At 72.9% G+C, this 14618-nt stretch carries 13 protein-coding genes; 7 read left to right on the top strand and 6 right to left on the bottom strand.

What is annotated here, in order from left to right; all coding sequences use genetic code 11:
• The first annotated feature begins 220 nt into the window (after positions 1 to 220).
• Positions 221 to 649: a hypothetical protein gene (locus ACQRUO_RS15375; protein ID WP_428316456.1), complete on the top strand. Its 429-nt coding sequence runs from the start codon at positions 221 to 223 to the stop codon at positions 647 to 649.
• Positions 650 to 910: 261 nt separating this feature from the next.
• Here the strand turns inward: ACQRUO_RS15375 and ACQRUO_RS15370 are convergent, their stop codons facing one another.
• Positions 911 to 1381, bottom strand: a complete 471-nt coding sequence (locus ACQRUO_RS15370; protein ID WP_428316455.1) for a DIP1984 family protein — start codon at positions 1379 to 1381, stop codon at positions 911 to 913.
• A 220-nt stretch (positions 1382 to 1601) separates the two neighbouring features.
• Here ACQRUO_RS15370 and nth point away from each other — a divergent pair, with 220 nt between their 5' ends.
• The 4 genes from nth to ACQRUO_RS15350 all read left to right on the top strand — a co-directional run bounded on the left by nth (position 1602) and on the right by ACQRUO_RS15350 (position 5262).
• Entirely contained in the window at positions 1602 to 2456 is an 855-nt protein-coding gene (gene nth, locus ACQRUO_RS15365; RefSeq protein ID WP_428316454.1) for an endonuclease III, read from the top strand.
• Positions 2453 to 3121, top strand: a complete 669-nt coding sequence (locus ACQRUO_RS15360; RefSeq protein WP_428316453.1) for an NUDIX hydrolase — start codon at positions 2453 to 2455, stop codon at positions 3119 to 3121. Before nth ends, ACQRUO_RS15360 begins: the two co-directional genes overlap by 4 nt.
• Positions 3122 to 3176: 55 nt before the next feature.
• Positions 3177 to 4364 (top strand): MarP family serine protease, encoded by a 1188-nt coding sequence (locus ACQRUO_RS15355; RefSeq protein ID WP_428316452.1) that lies wholly within the window; start codon positions 3177 to 3179, stop codon positions 4362 to 4364.
• Between the two features lie 196 nt (positions 4365 to 4560).
• Entirely contained in the window at positions 4561 to 5262 is a 702-nt protein-coding gene (locus ACQRUO_RS15350; RefSeq protein WP_428316451.1) for a metal-dependent hydrolase, read from the top strand.
• A gap of 59 nt (positions 5263 to 5321) precedes the next feature.
• Here the strand turns inward: ACQRUO_RS15350 and ACQRUO_RS15345 are convergent, their stop codons facing one another.
• The 4 genes from ACQRUO_RS15345 to nhaA all read right to left on the bottom strand — a co-directional run bounded on the left by ACQRUO_RS15345 (position 5322) and on the right by nhaA (position 8782).
• Positions 5322 to 5522, bottom strand: a complete 201-nt coding sequence (locus ACQRUO_RS15345) for a hypothetical protein (RefSeq protein WP_428316450.1) — start codon at positions 5520 to 5522, stop codon at positions 5322 to 5324.
• Positions 5523 to 5672: 150 nt separating this feature from the next.
• Complete coding sequence (locus tag ACQRUO_RS15340; protein WP_428316449.1) at positions 5673 to 6707, bottom strand: alpha/beta fold hydrolase; 1035 nt, start codon at positions 6705 to 6707, stop codon at positions 5673 to 5675.
• A gap of 86 nt (positions 6708 to 6793) precedes the next feature.
• On the bottom strand, positions 6794 to 7261 hold the full coding sequence (locus ACQRUO_RS15335) for a phage holin family protein (RefSeq protein ID WP_428316448.1): 468 nt from the start codon (positions 7259 to 7261) through the stop codon (positions 6794 to 6796).
• Positions 7262 to 7423: 162 nt separating this feature from the next.
• Positions 7424 to 8782, bottom strand: a complete 1359-nt coding sequence (nhaA, locus tag ACQRUO_RS15330) for a Na+/H+ antiporter NhaA (protein WP_428316474.1) — start codon at positions 8780 to 8782, stop codon at positions 7424 to 7426.
• A gap of 488 nt (positions 8783 to 9270) precedes the next feature.
• Here nhaA and ACQRUO_RS15325 point away from each other — a divergent pair, with 488 nt between their 5' ends.
• Entirely contained in the window at positions 9271 to 11268 is a 1998-nt protein-coding gene (locus tag ACQRUO_RS15325) for a serine hydrolase (RefSeq protein WP_428316447.1), read from the top strand.
• A 125-nt stretch (positions 11269 to 11393) separates the two neighbouring features.
• Here the strand turns inward: ACQRUO_RS15325 and acs are convergent, their stop codons facing one another.
• Positions 11394 to 13379, bottom strand: a complete 1986-nt coding sequence (gene acs, locus ACQRUO_RS15320; protein ID WP_428316446.1) for an acetate--CoA ligase — start codon at positions 13377 to 13379, stop codon at positions 11394 to 11396.
• Positions 13380 to 13960: 581 nt separating this feature from the next.
• Here acs and ACQRUO_RS15315 point away from each other — a divergent pair.
• On the top strand, positions 13961 to 14401 hold the full coding sequence (locus ACQRUO_RS15315) for a hypothetical protein (protein ID WP_428316445.1): 441 nt from the start codon (positions 13961 to 13963) through the stop codon (positions 14399 to 14401).
• Positions 14402 to 14618: the final 217 nt, after the last annotated feature.

Raw genomic sequence — 14618 nt, 5'->3', positions numbered from 1 at the left:
ATCGGTCATCCGCCGGTCACGGCCTCGGGCGCCGCGGACCGGCCGTCCGCCGGCCGCTGTCGGGCCGGTGGCAGCCCGCGCTGCGCCTCGCCCGAGGCCGGCCGGACCCCCGGGGCATACGGCGGTGCCGGGCGGCAGGGGCCGGCATGACAGCTGTCACGTCGACCCCGTGCCCGGCGACACTGACGCCCCCTCAGGGCGGTTCCGTACTGTCGTCGGCATGGAGATCACGAAGAACACCGCGTCCCGGGCCCGCCGCACCGAGTGGAGCGTCGGCCTGCTGGGCGGCCTCAAGCACCAGGGGGCCTTCGCGGCCCGGGAGCGCACGGTGCACGTCGCCGCGGTCGGCGGCGCCAAGCTCGACCACACCGAGGCGAGCCTGCCGGCCGGCCCGACCCACCTGGTGAAGGCGGCGCTGGTCGGCGGTGCCGAACTGGTCTACCCCGAGGGCGCCTCGGCCGAGGTGGACGCCTTCTCGGTGCTCGGCGGGGTCGACCTGACCGTCCCGGCCGGGACCACGGTCGAGGTCAGCGGCTTCTCGCTGCTCGGCGGCCGCAGCGCCGGGGTGGCCGGTGAGCCCGGCGGCCCGGTGGTCAGGGTCCGCTCCTACTCGGTGCTCGGCCGGGTCAAGGTCACCCAGGAAGCATGAGAGCGGCCCGGTGACAGTCGCCTGTCGCCGGGCCGCTCCGAGGTGGCCGCCCCGTGCCCGCCCTCGTCGCCGCGGATCTGCACGTGGTGATGAGCTGTGTGCTGTGCACCGTCACTTGTACGCGGTGCGGGGCTCTTCGGTGAAGAGGGGAGTCGAACCCCCGCGCTGCCCGCCGCGCGCCAAGAAGGAGTCGGATATACCGCCGACCCACGGTTGTGCACGCCTCCGTGACGACTACCTGCGCCACCTCCGTCCTGCCGGTCAGTCCAGCAGGTCGACCTCCCAGTTGGTGCGCTGGATCGCCACGTCGATCTCGCGGATCTCGCGGGCCAGCTCGTCCGCCCGGGTCCGCAGCGCCGCCACCGGCAGCGCCGCGAACATCTTCAGCTCCGAGCGCAGCTGCCGGACCGCGCCGCGCTGGTCGCGCCCCGCGGCCGCGTCGGCCGCCGTGCTGACCACCGAGTGCTGCAGCCGCAGCGCGTCCCGGCGGGCCAGCGCGTCGGTCAGCGTCCGTGCGCCGCCCACCGTGGCGCTCGCGTTGGTGCGGTTGATCCGACGGACCAGCGACTCCAGCCCGGCGATCACCGCATCGGTCTCGGCCAGCAGCTCGACGGCGTTCTCGGCCGGCTCCTCGCCCTCCTGGTACCGGGCGCTGCCCACGATCCGCGACCGCAGCTGCTCCACCCGGCGCGTCGCGTCCGCGCGCTGCGCCAGTGCCTCGGCCAACTTCATCGCGCCACCCCCGTTCCCTTCCATCCCGACTGACCTGCGCAAGTATGCCGAGCCGGGCGTCGGCGCGGCACCGGTTTTCCGGCCCGCCGGACGCGGTGCTCAGCGGTGGCGGAGCTCCGGCGTGCAGGTGGCGGCTCGACCGGCGCCGTCCCGCGCGGGAGGCAGCACGGTCCGAGCCGAACCGGCCTCGGGCCCCGAGGGTTCGGCGTAGCCTTCCTGCATGGCAGAGAGCAAGGTCGGAAAGGCGGCGGCGCCCCAGGCGAAGCCACGCAAGCCGGAGTCGCAGCTGGCGATGGTGCGCCGGGCACGGAAGATCAACCGCGTCCTGGCGGAGACGTATCCGTACGCGCACCCCGAGCTGGACTTCGAGACGCCGTTCCAGCTGCTGGTGGCCACCGTGCTGTCGGCCCAGACCACCGACCTGCGGGTGAACCAGACCACTCCGGTGCTCTTCGCGAAGTACCCGACCCCCGCCGACCTGGCGGCGGCGGTGCCGGACGAGCTGGAGGAGGTCATCCGGCCGACCGGCTTCTTCCGGAACAAGGCCAAGGCGCTGATCGGGCTCTCGATCGCGCTGCGCGACCGGTTCGACGGCGCGGTGCCGCGCACCCTGGAGGAGATGGTCACGCTGCCCGGCGTCGGCCGGAAGACCGCCAACGTGGTGCTCGGCAACGCCTACGGGGTGCCGGGGATCACCGTGGACACCCACTTCGGGCGGCTGGCCAGGCGGTTCGGCTGGACCACGGAGGAGGACCCGGTGGCGGTGGAGGCCGCGGTCGCCGAGATCTTCCCGAAGTCGGAGTGGACGATGCTCTCGCACCGGGTGGTCTTCCACGGCCGGCGGATCTGCCACGCCCGCAAGCCGGCCTGCGGGGCCTGCCCGGTGGCCTCGCTCTGCCCTTCCTACGGCGCCGGGGAGACCGACCCGGAGGCGGCGGCCAAGCTGCTCAAGTACGAGATGGGCGGGCAGCCGGGCCAGCGCCTGCGTCCGCCGGGCGACTACCCGGGCCGGGCCGCGCAGCCCGCCGCCGGGAGCCCGGCCGCCGGCGGCGCCGAAGGCGAGGTGGCCGAGTGACCAGCAGCGCGCCGACCACGATCGTCCGCGACGGCCTGCCCGAGTGGCTGCTGCCGGTGCGCCGGGCGGCCGAGACGGTCCGCCCGGAGCAACTGAGCCGCTTCCTGCCGCCGGCCGAGGGCGGCCGGCACTCCGCCGTGCTGCTGCTCTTCGGCGACGGCCCGGGCGGCCCCGACCTGCTGCTCACCCGGCGCTCCGCGGAACTGCGCTCGCACCCGGGCCAGGTCTCCTTCCCCGGCGGCTCGCTGGACGCGGTGGACGGCGACCCGCTCGGCGACGGCCCGGTGGCGGCCGCGCTGCGCGAGGCGGCCGAGGAGACCGGGCTGGACCCGCACGGCGTGCAGGTCTTCGCGACGCTGCCCGCGCTCTACATCCCGGTCAGCGACTTCGTGGTGACCCCGGTGCTGGGCTGGTGGCGCGAGGAGAGCCCGGTGGCGCCGGTGGATCCGGGAGAGACCGGCGACGTCTTCCGGGTGCCGCTGACCGAGCTCGCCGACCCGGGCAACCGCGGCCGCTACCGGCATCCGTCCGGGTTCACCGGCCCGGCCTTCGCGGTCGGCGGGTACGTGGTGTGGGGTTTCACGGCCGGGGTGATCGACCGGTTGCTGCACCACAGCGGGCTGGAGCTCCCCTGGGACGGCTCGCGCCTGCTCGACCTGGTGTGAGGCCCCCGGCCGGGTCCGCTGCCGCGCGCTAATAATTCCATGGGAGGGTGGCCGGGTGAACGTGCTCGATCTGCTGCTGCTAGCCGCCGCGCTCGGGTTCGCCGTGTCCGGGTACCGGCAGGGCTTCGTGGTGGGCATCCTCTCCGTGCTGGGCTTCCTCGGCGGCGGGCTGGTCGCGGTGCAGCTGCTGCCGTTGCTGCTCAGCCACCTCAGCCCGGGCACCACGGCCTCGGTGGTCGCCGTGGTGGTGGTGATCGTCTTCGCCGCGGTCGGCCAGGCCGCCACCACCCAGCTCGGCTGGAAGCTGCGCGGCCGGATCGGCGAGCGCGGTCCGGCCAAGGTGATCGACGCGCTCGGCGGCTCGGTGGTGAACGTGCTGTCGATGCTGCTGGTCGCCTGGCTGATCGGCTCGGCGCTGGCCGGCACCTCGATGCCCACGGTCTCCAAGCAGGTGCGCACCTCCAAGGTGCTCGGCGGGGTCCAGGAGGCGCTGCCGGCGGACGCGCCCAACTGGTTCTCCGACTTCAGCAAGGTGCTCTCGCAGAACGGGTTCCCGCAGGTCTTCAACCCCTTCGAGCACGAACCCATTACCGACGTCCAGGCACCCGACCCGGCGCTGGCGGGCAACCCCGCGCTGGCCCGGGCCCGGCAGAGCCTGGTCAAGGTGGTCGGCACCGCCCCCTCCTGCGGCAAGACCCTGGAGGGCAGCGGGTTCGTCTTCGCCCCGCACCGGGTGATGACCAACGCGCACGTGGTGGGCGGGGTGGACGAGCCGACCGTGCAGATCGGCGGCACCGGCCCGCTCTACGACGCCACCGTGGTCCGCTACGACTGGCAGCGCGACATCGCGATCCTCGAGGTGCCCAAGCTCGACGCCCCGCCGCTGAGCTTCGCGGGCGAGGCCAAGACCAACGACGACGCGATCGTGGCCGGCTTCCCGGAGAACGGCCCGTTCGACGTGCAGCCGGCCCGCATCCGCGGCGAGATCCAGGCCAACGGTCCGGACATCTACCACCGCGGCCAGGTGGTCCGGGACGTCTACTCGATCCGGGCGCTGGTCCGCCAGGGCAACAGCGGCGGCCCGCTGCTCACCACCGACGGGCAGGTGTACGGCGTGGTCTTCGCCAAGTCGCTGGACAGCGCCGACACCGGCTACGTGCTGACCGCCGCCGAGGTGAAGGCGGACGCGCTGGCCGGCGCCACCGACAGCACCCAGGCCGACACCCAGGGCTGCGCCCTCTGACCTGGCCCTCCCCTCCTTCGAGGCGGCGTCGGCTCCGGCTGACGCCGCCTCAGTGTGTCCGCCCGCAGATCCGTCGGACCGTCAGCTCCTCCTGGTAGCGTCGGCGGCGCTCACCCGTTCGGCCCAGTCCGGGCCGTGCCGCGAGCCCGGCCGGCCGGACAGCCGACACCACGTCAGTCAGAAGGAGTTCTCGGCCATGATGGGTCACTCGCACGCGGTCAGCGGCGCGATGCTGTACGCGGGCACCGCGTCGTTCCTGCCGCAGCTGGTGCTGCACACCCAACTCAAGCCGGCCGACATACTGCTCGGTACCGCGCTCTGCGCCGGTGCCGCGCTGCTGCCCGACCTGGACCACCACGACGGGACCATCGCCAACTTCCTCGGCCCGGTCTCCAAGATGCTCTGCCGCTTCGTGGCCTGGATCTCCGGCGGCCACCGGCACGCCACCCACTCGCTGCTCTTCGTCGCCCTGATGGGCGGCGGCACCTGGGCCGGCGTCACCTACCTGGGCCGGCCGTTCACCCTGGGGATGACGTTCTTCCTGCTCGCGCTGGCGGTCAAGGCGCTGCGGATACACGTGCCGGGCGAGGGTCACACCACCTGGCTGAGCGTCCTCGGCCTGTCGGTGCTGGGCACCTTCGTGCTGGACCGGTGGATGCCCAACGCGCCGGGCTGGCTGCCGTACGCGGTGGCCCTGGGCACGCTGGCGCACCTGCTCGGCGACAGCCTGACCAAGATGGGTGCGCCCTGGCTGTGGCCGCACAAGCAGCGCTACGAGATCGTGCTGATCAAGCGCAGCGGCAACGACATGGAGACCAAGGTGCTGGTCCCGCTGATGACGGTGGCGACCGTGGCGTTCCTCGCCTTCAGCACGGTCGGCACGGCGTTCGTCAGCTGACCCGGCGTCGGGTCGGACGATCGGGAGCGAGGCCTGAGCCCCGCGCTGCGGCGCGGAGCTCAGGCCTCGCGGCGCAACCGGGCGCCGAACCAGCGGGCGCGTCGGCCGAGGATGCGGGGGATGCCCAGCGGATGCGGCTCGACGGCCGGGTGGTCGGCCTCGTGCGGCCAGGCGGGCAGGGCGGCCGAGGTCGGGTAGGCGGCGTTCTGCGGGCTGCGGCTGACACGTCGCCCGCGAGGTGCGGCGGTTCGATCGGGCATCCAGGTCATAAGGAATGGATGCCCGTAGGCCGGTGGGGGTAACCCCGTTCGTTCGGGCGAATCGGCCTATGCCCCCGGCATGCGAACATCTCGTCATATCGCCCGAGTGGGGCCGATATGCGTCCGGCCCGGGGACGCGCCCAATCGGCCCTACCGCTTGTGCTCGCGGACCCAGGAGACCAGCTCGGCACTGAACTCCTCCGGCACCTCCTCGTGCGGGAAGTGGCCCACCCCGGGCAGCAGCCGCCACCGGTACGGGGCGGAGACGTACTCGCCCGCGCCGAGCGCCGTCTGCGCGAGCAGCACCGGGTCGGCCGCGCCCTGGACGTGCAGGGTGGGCGCGGTGACCGGCTTCTTCATCCGGCGGGCGAACTGCAGGCCGTCCGGGCGGGCCATCGACCGGACCAGCCAGCGGTACGGCTCGATCGAGCAGTGCGCGGTGCTCGGGATCTGGATCGCCTTGCGGTAGTTCTCGACCGCCTCCGCGGAGAGCGTGTTCGGGCCGGTCCAGGCCGCGAGGAAGTCCCCGACCTGCGCGGCGTCGTCCGCGACCAGCCGGCGCTCCGGTATCCAGGGACGCTGGAAGGCCAGCACGTGGTCGAAGGCGGCCATCTGCCGGCGGTCGCGCAGCAGGGCCCGGCGCAGGTGCCGCGGGTGCGCGGCCGAGACCACGGTCAGGCTCTGGATCACCGAGGGCCGCATCACCGCGGCGACCCAGGAGAGCGCTCCGCCGGTGTCGTGGCCGACCAGGTGGGCGCTGTGCTCGCCGAGCGAGCGGATCACACCGGTGATGTCGAGCGCCAGGTTGGTCGGGTCGTAGCCGCGCGGGGTGCGGTCGCTGCCGCCCATGCCGCGCAGGTCCAGCGCCACCGCGCGGAACCCGGCCTCGGCCAGGGCCGCCATCTGGTGCCGCCAGGTCCACCAGTACTGCGGCCAGCCGTGCACCAGCAGCACCAACGGGCCGTCACCCTGCTCCGCGATGTGGAACCGGGCGCCGTTCGCGGCCAGGTCGCGGTGCACCCACGGACCGGCGACCCGGACGTTCCAGCCGGCGGTCCGTCCGCCCAGCGGCGACGCGCCGAGGGGCCGGCCCGCCGCGCCCGAGCCGTCGGCCGGGTCCTCGGGGGTCGAACCGGCGTGCGGGACGGTGGTGGCTGGCGGAACGGGCGTCTGGTCGAGCGGCATACGGAGAGCGTGTCACATTCGGGCCGGGAACATCGTCCCGGCACTCGTTCGGGCTACAACCGAGGCGCCGGGTTCCGGAACCCGGCTCAGTGCTCCAGGGCCGCGCGCTCCTCGGCGGTGGCCGGCCGGGGCCGCGCGTTCTTCAGCACGTCGGCGGTGGCCTGCGCGCCCTCGATGGTGCGGCGCGGCGGCTCGATCTTCTTGAAGGAGCGCCAGGCCAGCAGGCCGAGCAGGCCCGCCAGCAGCAGGAAGGCCACGCCGACCAGGGCGAAGGCGCCGCCGAGCGGCACCCCCCAGTACTTCAGCAGGTAGGCCGCCGCGAAGCTGAACATCGGGATCGAGGCCAGCGCGACCACGCCGGCCACCACGATCGAGACGCTGCCGGCCACGCCGCGCTTGACGTCCTGTCGGATCTCCGCCTTGGCCAGCGCGATCTCGTCGTGGACCAGGGCCGACAGGTCAGCCGTGGCCGCGGCGAACAGCTGACCGACCGAGCGCTCGCCCTCGTAGGGCGGCCGGGTGCTGTCGGACGGGCCTGCGGTTCCTGCGGACATCTGGTCTTCTCCTCTGCTGAGATTCCGGACAGCTCAGAATCATGCCCCTACCGGCCAGTCAGGCACCACTTCAGGCCGACCGAGCCGGATGACGTGTCACCCTTCCGCAGCCGCCCGGCAGCTCTCCGGTTCGCAGACCATCCCATCATGCCCGGCGCCCCGTCAGCCGGTGACCGGGCCAGGCCGGGCCGTGCCGTCGCCGGCCGTCGGGCGGCTGTCCCGTTGGCGGTCGTCCTGGTGTTGGTCGTCCTGGTGCTGGTCGTCCGCTGGGCGGTCGTCGCGCTGGTAGACGTCCGGGATCCCGTCGCCGTCGCTGTCCCGGTCCTCCTCCTCGCAGAGCTGCCGGTAGTGCCGGTTGCGCAGCTTGAGCAGCACGGTCGCCACCAGCGCGCAGAGCAGCGACCCGATCAGCACCGCCGCCTTGGCCCGGTCGGCCAGTTCGGGGTCGTTCGGGAAGGCCAGCTCGCTGATCAGCAGCGAGACGGTGAAGCCGATGCCGGCCAGGGTGGACACCGCGAACAGGTCGGACCAACTGAGCTGGGGGTTCAGCTCGGCCCTGGTGAACCGCGCGGCCAGCCAGGTGCCGCCGAAGATGCCCACGGTCTTGCCGACCAGCAGACCGAGCACGACGCCCAGCGGCATCGCCTGGGTGAAGACGTCCCGGATCGCGCCGGACGAGATCGTCACCCCCGCCGCGAACAGCGCGAAGACGGGCACCGCCACCCCCGCGGAGAGCGGGCGGACCAGGTGCTCGATGTGCTCGCCCGGCGAGTGCTCCTCGGCGCCCTCCCGGTGGCAACGCAGCATCAGGCCCATCGCCACGCCGGCCACCGTCGGGTGGATCCCGCTCTCGTGCATCAGCGCCCAGATGACCAGGGCCAGCGGGACGAACAGGTACCAGCCGTGGACGCCGCGCCGGTGCAGGAACCAGAACAGCACCAGCCCCGCCAGCGCGAGCCCGAGCGCCCAGAACCTGATCCCGGAGCTGTAGAAGACCGCGATGATCAGGATGGCGATCAGGTCGTCCACCACGGCCAGGGTGAGCAGGAACGCGCGGAGCGCGGAGGGCAGGTGACTGCCCACCACGGCGAGCACGCCGAGCGCGAAGGCGATGTCGGTGGCGGTCGGGATCGCCCAGCCGCCGGGGTGCCCGCCGGCCCCGCTGTTGGCCACCGTGAAGACGATCGCGGGCAGCACCACGCCGCTGACCGCGGCGACCACCGGCAGCAGCGCGGCACTGGGGCTGCGCAGTTCACCGGCGACGAACTCGCGCTTGAGCTCGATGCCGGCGACGAAGAAGAAGACGGTCAGCAGCCCGTCCTTGGCCCAGGCCTCCAGCGGGAGGTTCAGGTGGAGCGGGGCGGAGGGGCCGACCGGGTGGTGCAGCACGCTCTGGTAGGCGTGCGGCCAGACGTTCGCCCAGACGAGCGCGGCGACGGCGGCGAGCAGCAGCAGGATGCCGCCGACCGTCTCGGTGCGCAGGGCCTCGGCCAGGTAGCGGCGCTCGGGCAGCGGGAGCAGGCCGAGGAACTGACGGCGCGGGTGCGTGGTCGAGCGGTCCGGCGAGCCGTCTGACGGCCGGTCCGCCGAGCGGTCCGGGCGGTCCGTCGAGTGGTCATGGGGCGGCGGGCTGGCCACGCGGGGGACCTCCAGGGCGCGGGACGGACGGGTGGATGCACCGGTGGTGCAGTGCCGACCAGACTTCCCGGCGCGCCTCGGAGAACTGTCGCCGATCTTGTTGCGACCTTGACAGTCTACGGGAGGCCGAGAGTGATATCCGTATTGTCATATTTTATTGGCGCAGAAGGTGGGGTGCTGGGGCAAGCCGGGCGGCGGTGCGGGTGGCGCCAGGGTGGCGTCGGGGCGGCCTGGGTGGGGGTGGGGGAGCCTCGACTTCCGCGGTTGCGGCCCAGGTCGAGCGCATGCGGCGGAGCGTGGGCGAACTTATCGTCATGTCAACGCGCCGCGCGGAGAAGCGGCCGCAATCGACTCCATTCGGAGGCAACCCCATGTCCGTTCAGGAACCGGCCGAGCAGGCCGGGCCCACCGCGGCGGTGCCGTCCGGCCGGACCGCCGTGCCGAACCCAGCAGCGGGAGGTGAGGGCGCGCAGAGCACGCCGCCCCTGTTACCGCCGGCCGGGCGTTCGCCCGTTCCGCCCCCGCCCGCGGTCCCGCCCCGGCCCACCACCCCGTCCGACCCGACCAGCACCCCCCTCACGCCGGCCCCGGCAGCCGTGCCCGACACCGCGCCGCAGGTCGCGTTCACCGGCCGGCCCGCCGGCGCCACCGCACTGCCGGCCCGCCAACTGCGGTCCCACCCGCCCGTCGCGCTCTCGCTGCGCGGGTCGGCCGCCGGGGACGCGCCGGCTGGTGGCGTGCCGCCTGCCGACTCCCCGGGTCGTGCGCCCTCCCGCGGTGCCGTCCGTGCGCCCTCCCGCGGTGCCGTCCGGCTCGCCGGCGCCCGGCGCGCGCCGGGCCGGGAACTCGCCACCGCCGACGCCCTGCGGATCGAACGCCGGCTGCGACCGCTCTTCCAGGGCCTGCCGCCGCACAGCGGCATCGCGGTCGCGGTGATCCAGGGCGAGCAGCGGGCCGTCGCCTGCCGCGGGTACACCGATCCGGCGGCCCTGCGGCCGGTCCGGGCCGACACCCGGTTCGAGCTCGGCTCGGTGACCAAGACCTTCACGGCGCTGCTGCTCGCCGAGATGGTGGCGCGCGGCGAGGTGCGGTACGACGATCCGATCGAGCAGTACCTGCCGGCGGGTGCCGTCCCCGGGTACCCGAAGGAACGCCCGATCACCCTGCTGCACCTCGCCACCCACACCTCCGGCCTGCCCCGGCTGCCGGTCGGCCTGCTGCCGAGCACCACGCCGCACTGGTTCACCCGGCCCTGCGCGACCTTCGGCGTGGCCCACCTGCTGCACTCGCTGGCCCGCACGCCGGTGCGCGGCACGCCCGGGAACCAGGTGCGCTACTCCAGCCTCGGCTGCGGGCTGCTCGGACTGGTGCTGGAGAACGCGGCCGGCCTGCGGTACGAGGACCTGCTCGCGGACCGGGTCTGCGCCCCGCTCGGGTTGCTGGACACCTCCTGCGGGCCGGGCGGAGAGGTGGGCAGCGGGTACCGGCGGGGCCGTCGGGTCCCGTCGTTCCGGATGCCGGCGCTCCCCGGTGCGGCCGCGTTGCGGTCCAGCGCCGACGACATGCTCCGCTACCTCCAGGCGCTGGTGGTGGCCGGTGCCGCCGACGGGCTCGACGCGTCGCTGCGGACCGCGCTGAGCGAGGTCCGCCGGCCGCGGGCACCCTGGCGGGCCACCGGCGGGGGGATCTGCCTGGGCTGGAAGCAGCAACTGGTCGGGGCGATCGGCGGGGAGGCCGAGCGGGCGGAGGCAGCTGAGGAGATGGACCGTCAGGCGGCCTGGGAGCTGGGCGGTCAGGCGACGGCAAGGGAGCCGAGCGCGTCGAGTCCCGAGCAGCGGCTGCGGCAGGTGCTGCTCGGTCTGCCCCAGGGGGCTGCGGCCTCCCGCATGTCCGGGGTGCGGGGTCGGGCCGGGCGGGCGGCGGCCCGGATGCCCGCGGACCGGACGGGTGGTGGGTGGCGCGGCGGCCCACGGGCGCCGGCTGCCCGGGACAGCGCGGCCTGGGACTCCGCCGGCGGCGCGGTCGGGCGCGGTCGGGCGGCGGTGCCGGGCGAGGAGCGGGTCCGGGACGGCCGGGGTGCGCGGGACGACTGGGGTGCCCGGGACGGTCGGGACGGTTGGGGTGCTGCGGGTACTGCGGGTGCTCCTGCTGCCCTGGGTGCCTGGGACCGCCGGGCGGAGGCGCAGCAGGTCCTCTTCCACGAGGGCGGCACCCGTGGGTTCCTCGCGTTCGCCGGCTTCGACCCGCAGGCCGGGACCGGTCTGGTGGCGCTGGTCAGCTCCCCGCCGGCCAAACGCCGCCGGTTCCTGCAGGCCGCGCACGTGACGCTGCGCGAGCTGGCCGCCGACGCCGACCGGCAGCGCTGCTGACCGACCGCAGAAACGGCTGTGGGCCCCCTCCGCTTCGCGCGGGGGAGGCCCACAGCCGTTCGGTTCAGCCCGTTCGGTTCAGTCCGTCCGGTTCAGCCCGTTCGGAGCGACGGCCGCCCGGTGACTCAGTCCTCGCTACCGGCCGACGGCAGCTGGGACTGGATCAGGTTCATCACCGAGGAGTCGGCCAGCGTGGTGGTGTCGCCGACCTCGCGGCCCTCGGCGATGTCGCGCAGCAGGCGGCGCATGATCTTGCCGGAGCGGGTCTTGGGCAGCTCGGTGACCACCTTGATCTGCTTCGGCTTCGCGATCGGGCCCAGCGTCTTGCCGACGTGGTTGCGCAGCTCGGCGATCAGCTCGTCGCTCTCGGCGGCGTTGCCGCGCAGGATCACGAAGGCGACGATCGCCTGACCGGTCGTCGCGTCGGTGGCGCCGACCACGGCCGACTCGGCCACGGCGGGGTGGCCGACCAGGGCCGACTCGACCTCGGTGGTCGAGATGTTGTGACCGGAGACGAGCATGACGTCGTCCACCCGGCCGAGCAGCCAGATGTCGCCGTCCTCGTCCTTCTTCGCGCCGTCACCCGCGAAGTAGCGCCACTCGGGGATGCTCGCGTCGTGACCGTGGCCGAAGCGCGACCAGTAGGTGTCGATGTAGCGCTGGTCGTCGCCCCAGATGGTGCGCAGCATGGACGGCCACGGCTCGGTGAGCACCAGGTAGCCGCCGGAGCCGTTCGGCACCTCGCGGCCCTCGTCGTCGACGACGGTGGCGGCGATGCCCGGCAGCGCGCGCTGGGCCGAGCCCGGCTTGGTCTCGGTGACGCCCGGCAGCGGGCTGATCATCATGGCGCCGGTCTCGGTCTGCCACCAGGTGTCGACGATCGGGGTGCTCCCGGCGCCGATGTGGTTGCGGTACCAGATCCACGCCTCGGGGTTGATCGGCTCGCCGACGCTGCCCAGGATCCGCAGCGAGGACAGGTCGAACTTCGCCGGGATGTCGTCGCCCCACTTCATGAAGGTGCGGATCGCGGTGGGGGCGGTGTAGAGGATGCTGACCTTGTACTTCTGGATGATCTCCCAGAACCGGCCCTGGTGCGGGGTGTCCGGGGTGCCCTCGTAGATCACCTGGGTGGCGCCGTTGGAGAGCGGGCCGTAGACGATGTACGAGTGGCCGGTGACCCAGCCGATGTCGGCGGTGCACCAGTAGACGTCGGTCTCCGGCTTGAGGTCGAAGACCGCGTGGTGCGTGTACGAGGCCTGGGTGAGGTAGCCGCCGGAGGTGTGCAGGATGCCCTTCGGCTTCCCGGTGGTGCCGGAGGTGTACAGGATGAAGAGCGGCTGCTCGGCATCGTGCGCCTCGGGGGTGTGCTCGGCGGACTGACGCTCGACCAGCTCGTGCCACCACACGTCGCGGCCCTCGGTCCAGGCGATCTCCTGGCCGGTGCGGCGGACCACCAGGACGTGCTCGACCTGGACGTCCGGACGGGCCAGCGCCTCGTCGATGGCCGGCTTGAGCGCGGACGGCTTGCCGCGTCGGTAACCGCCGTCGGAGGTGATGACCACCTTGGCGTCGGCGTCCTGGATCCGGGAGGCGACGGCGTCGGCGGAGAAGCCGCCGAAGACCACCGAGTGGGCCGCGCCGATCCGGGCGCAGGCCAGCATGGTGACGACCGCCTCGGGGATCATCGGCAGGTACACCGCGACCCGGTCGCCCTTGGCGACACCGAGCTCCAGCAGCGCGTTGGCCGCCCGCGAGACCTCGTCCTTCAGCTCGGCGTAGGTGATCGCGCGGCTGTCGCCGGGCTCGCCCTCGAAGTGGATGGCGACCCGGTCGCCGAGGCCGGCCTCGACGTGGCGGTCGACGCAGTTGTAGGCGACGTTCAGCTTGCCGTCGGCGAACCACTTCGCGAACGGCGGGTTGGACCAGTCAAGCGTCTGGGTCGGCTCGACGGCCCAGTCGAGGCGGCGGGCCTGCTCGGCCCAGAACCCGAGCCGGTCCTCGGAGGCCTGCGCGTACGCGGCGGCGGTGACGTTGGCTGCTGCGGCGAGCTCGGCGGGCGGGGCGAAGCGCCGCTCCTCCTTGAGCAGGTTCTCCAGGCTCTCGTTGCTCAACGCGTACTCCTCATCGAGTTTGTTCGCGGCGCTTTCCCTCGCGAGCCCCGCGGGAAATGGGCGCCAGTGTTGCGGGATATACCCCCTGCTGAGGGATTGTCCCGTGTGTCCCAGCGCACAGCTCACCAGCTGAACAGGTCACTTGACAAGGGGCCCTGCCAAATTGGTGTAGACCTTTGATCGATTGTTGGTCGTCAGGGGCAAGGCTACGTGCACGTGAAGCGGATTGGTGTCTGTTTTCCACCGTTTCGTGATCTGTTTTGCTCGCAGTGTGTCATGTTGCGGTCGAGTCGTGGGTGATGGCGCGTCCCCGCAGGTTTCGGGAGTCGTGGACGACCTCGTTTCAGGTGCTGCGGCGAGCCTTGACGCCTGGTGTGGCCGGTACTCCACTGAAGTCATCAGCCCAGCAAGGCCGCCACCGATTCGCCTGGGCCTGGTGTGGCCGCAGTGGCGCGGCGGCGTGCGCTCGCTGGCGTGGCACTCAGGGGAGTTGAGCCATGTCGGAATCTCCTGTTCCATCCGCCCCGCTGCCGAGACCCGGCGATTTCGCCGTGGTGCACATGGGTGGCGATATCGGTCGGTTGATTCGCCTGGGCCAGTGGCTCAATGGCGACGGTTTCGCCGACTACGAGCACGCCTTCATCCTGGTCGGTGACGACGAGGTGGTCGAGGCCGAACCCGGTGGCGCGCGGCAGGTGCCGCTGTCGACCTACGGGGGTCATCAGACCCTGTGGTCCAGTGATCGGATAGCGCTGACGAGCGATCAGCGGGTGGCGATAATCGCCGCCGCCCGCCGGTACCTGGGGGTGCCGTACAGCTTCCTCGACTACGCGGCCCTGGCGACCCACCGGCTCCGCCTGCCCGGTGGCGGGCTGGTCAAGGGGTACGTCGCGGACACCCGGCACCAGATCTGCTCCCAGCTGGTCGACCAGTGCTACCAGGACGCCGGGATCCACCTCTTTTCGGACGGTCGTTGGCCCGGGTACGTCACGCCGGCGGACCTGGCGCGGGTGATCGACTGAGGGGATGAGGCGGGGCGCGCCCTGGTGTCGGCCGGCGCTGCCGATGCCAGGGCGTGCGCATTCCCTTGACAGGTTCCTGGCCGGGCGACACCATCGCAGTTCCGGTTAGGAACCTTTACTAACTGGTGGATCCCCCACTCCGCGTGCCGACTTCGGTCCGGCGCCCCGTCATGGTGTCTCATGGGGCGCCGTGTTGGGGTGCCCCGCGGGCCGGACA

It is taken from the genome of Kitasatospora sp. LaBMicrA B282, assembly GCF_050325825.1.
Lineage (GTDB): Bacteria > Actinomycetota > Actinomycetes > Streptomycetales > Streptomycetaceae > Kitasatospora.
The sequence above is the reverse complement of the archived record's forward strand: the minus strand, read 5'-3'. Positions and strand labels throughout refer to the sequence as shown.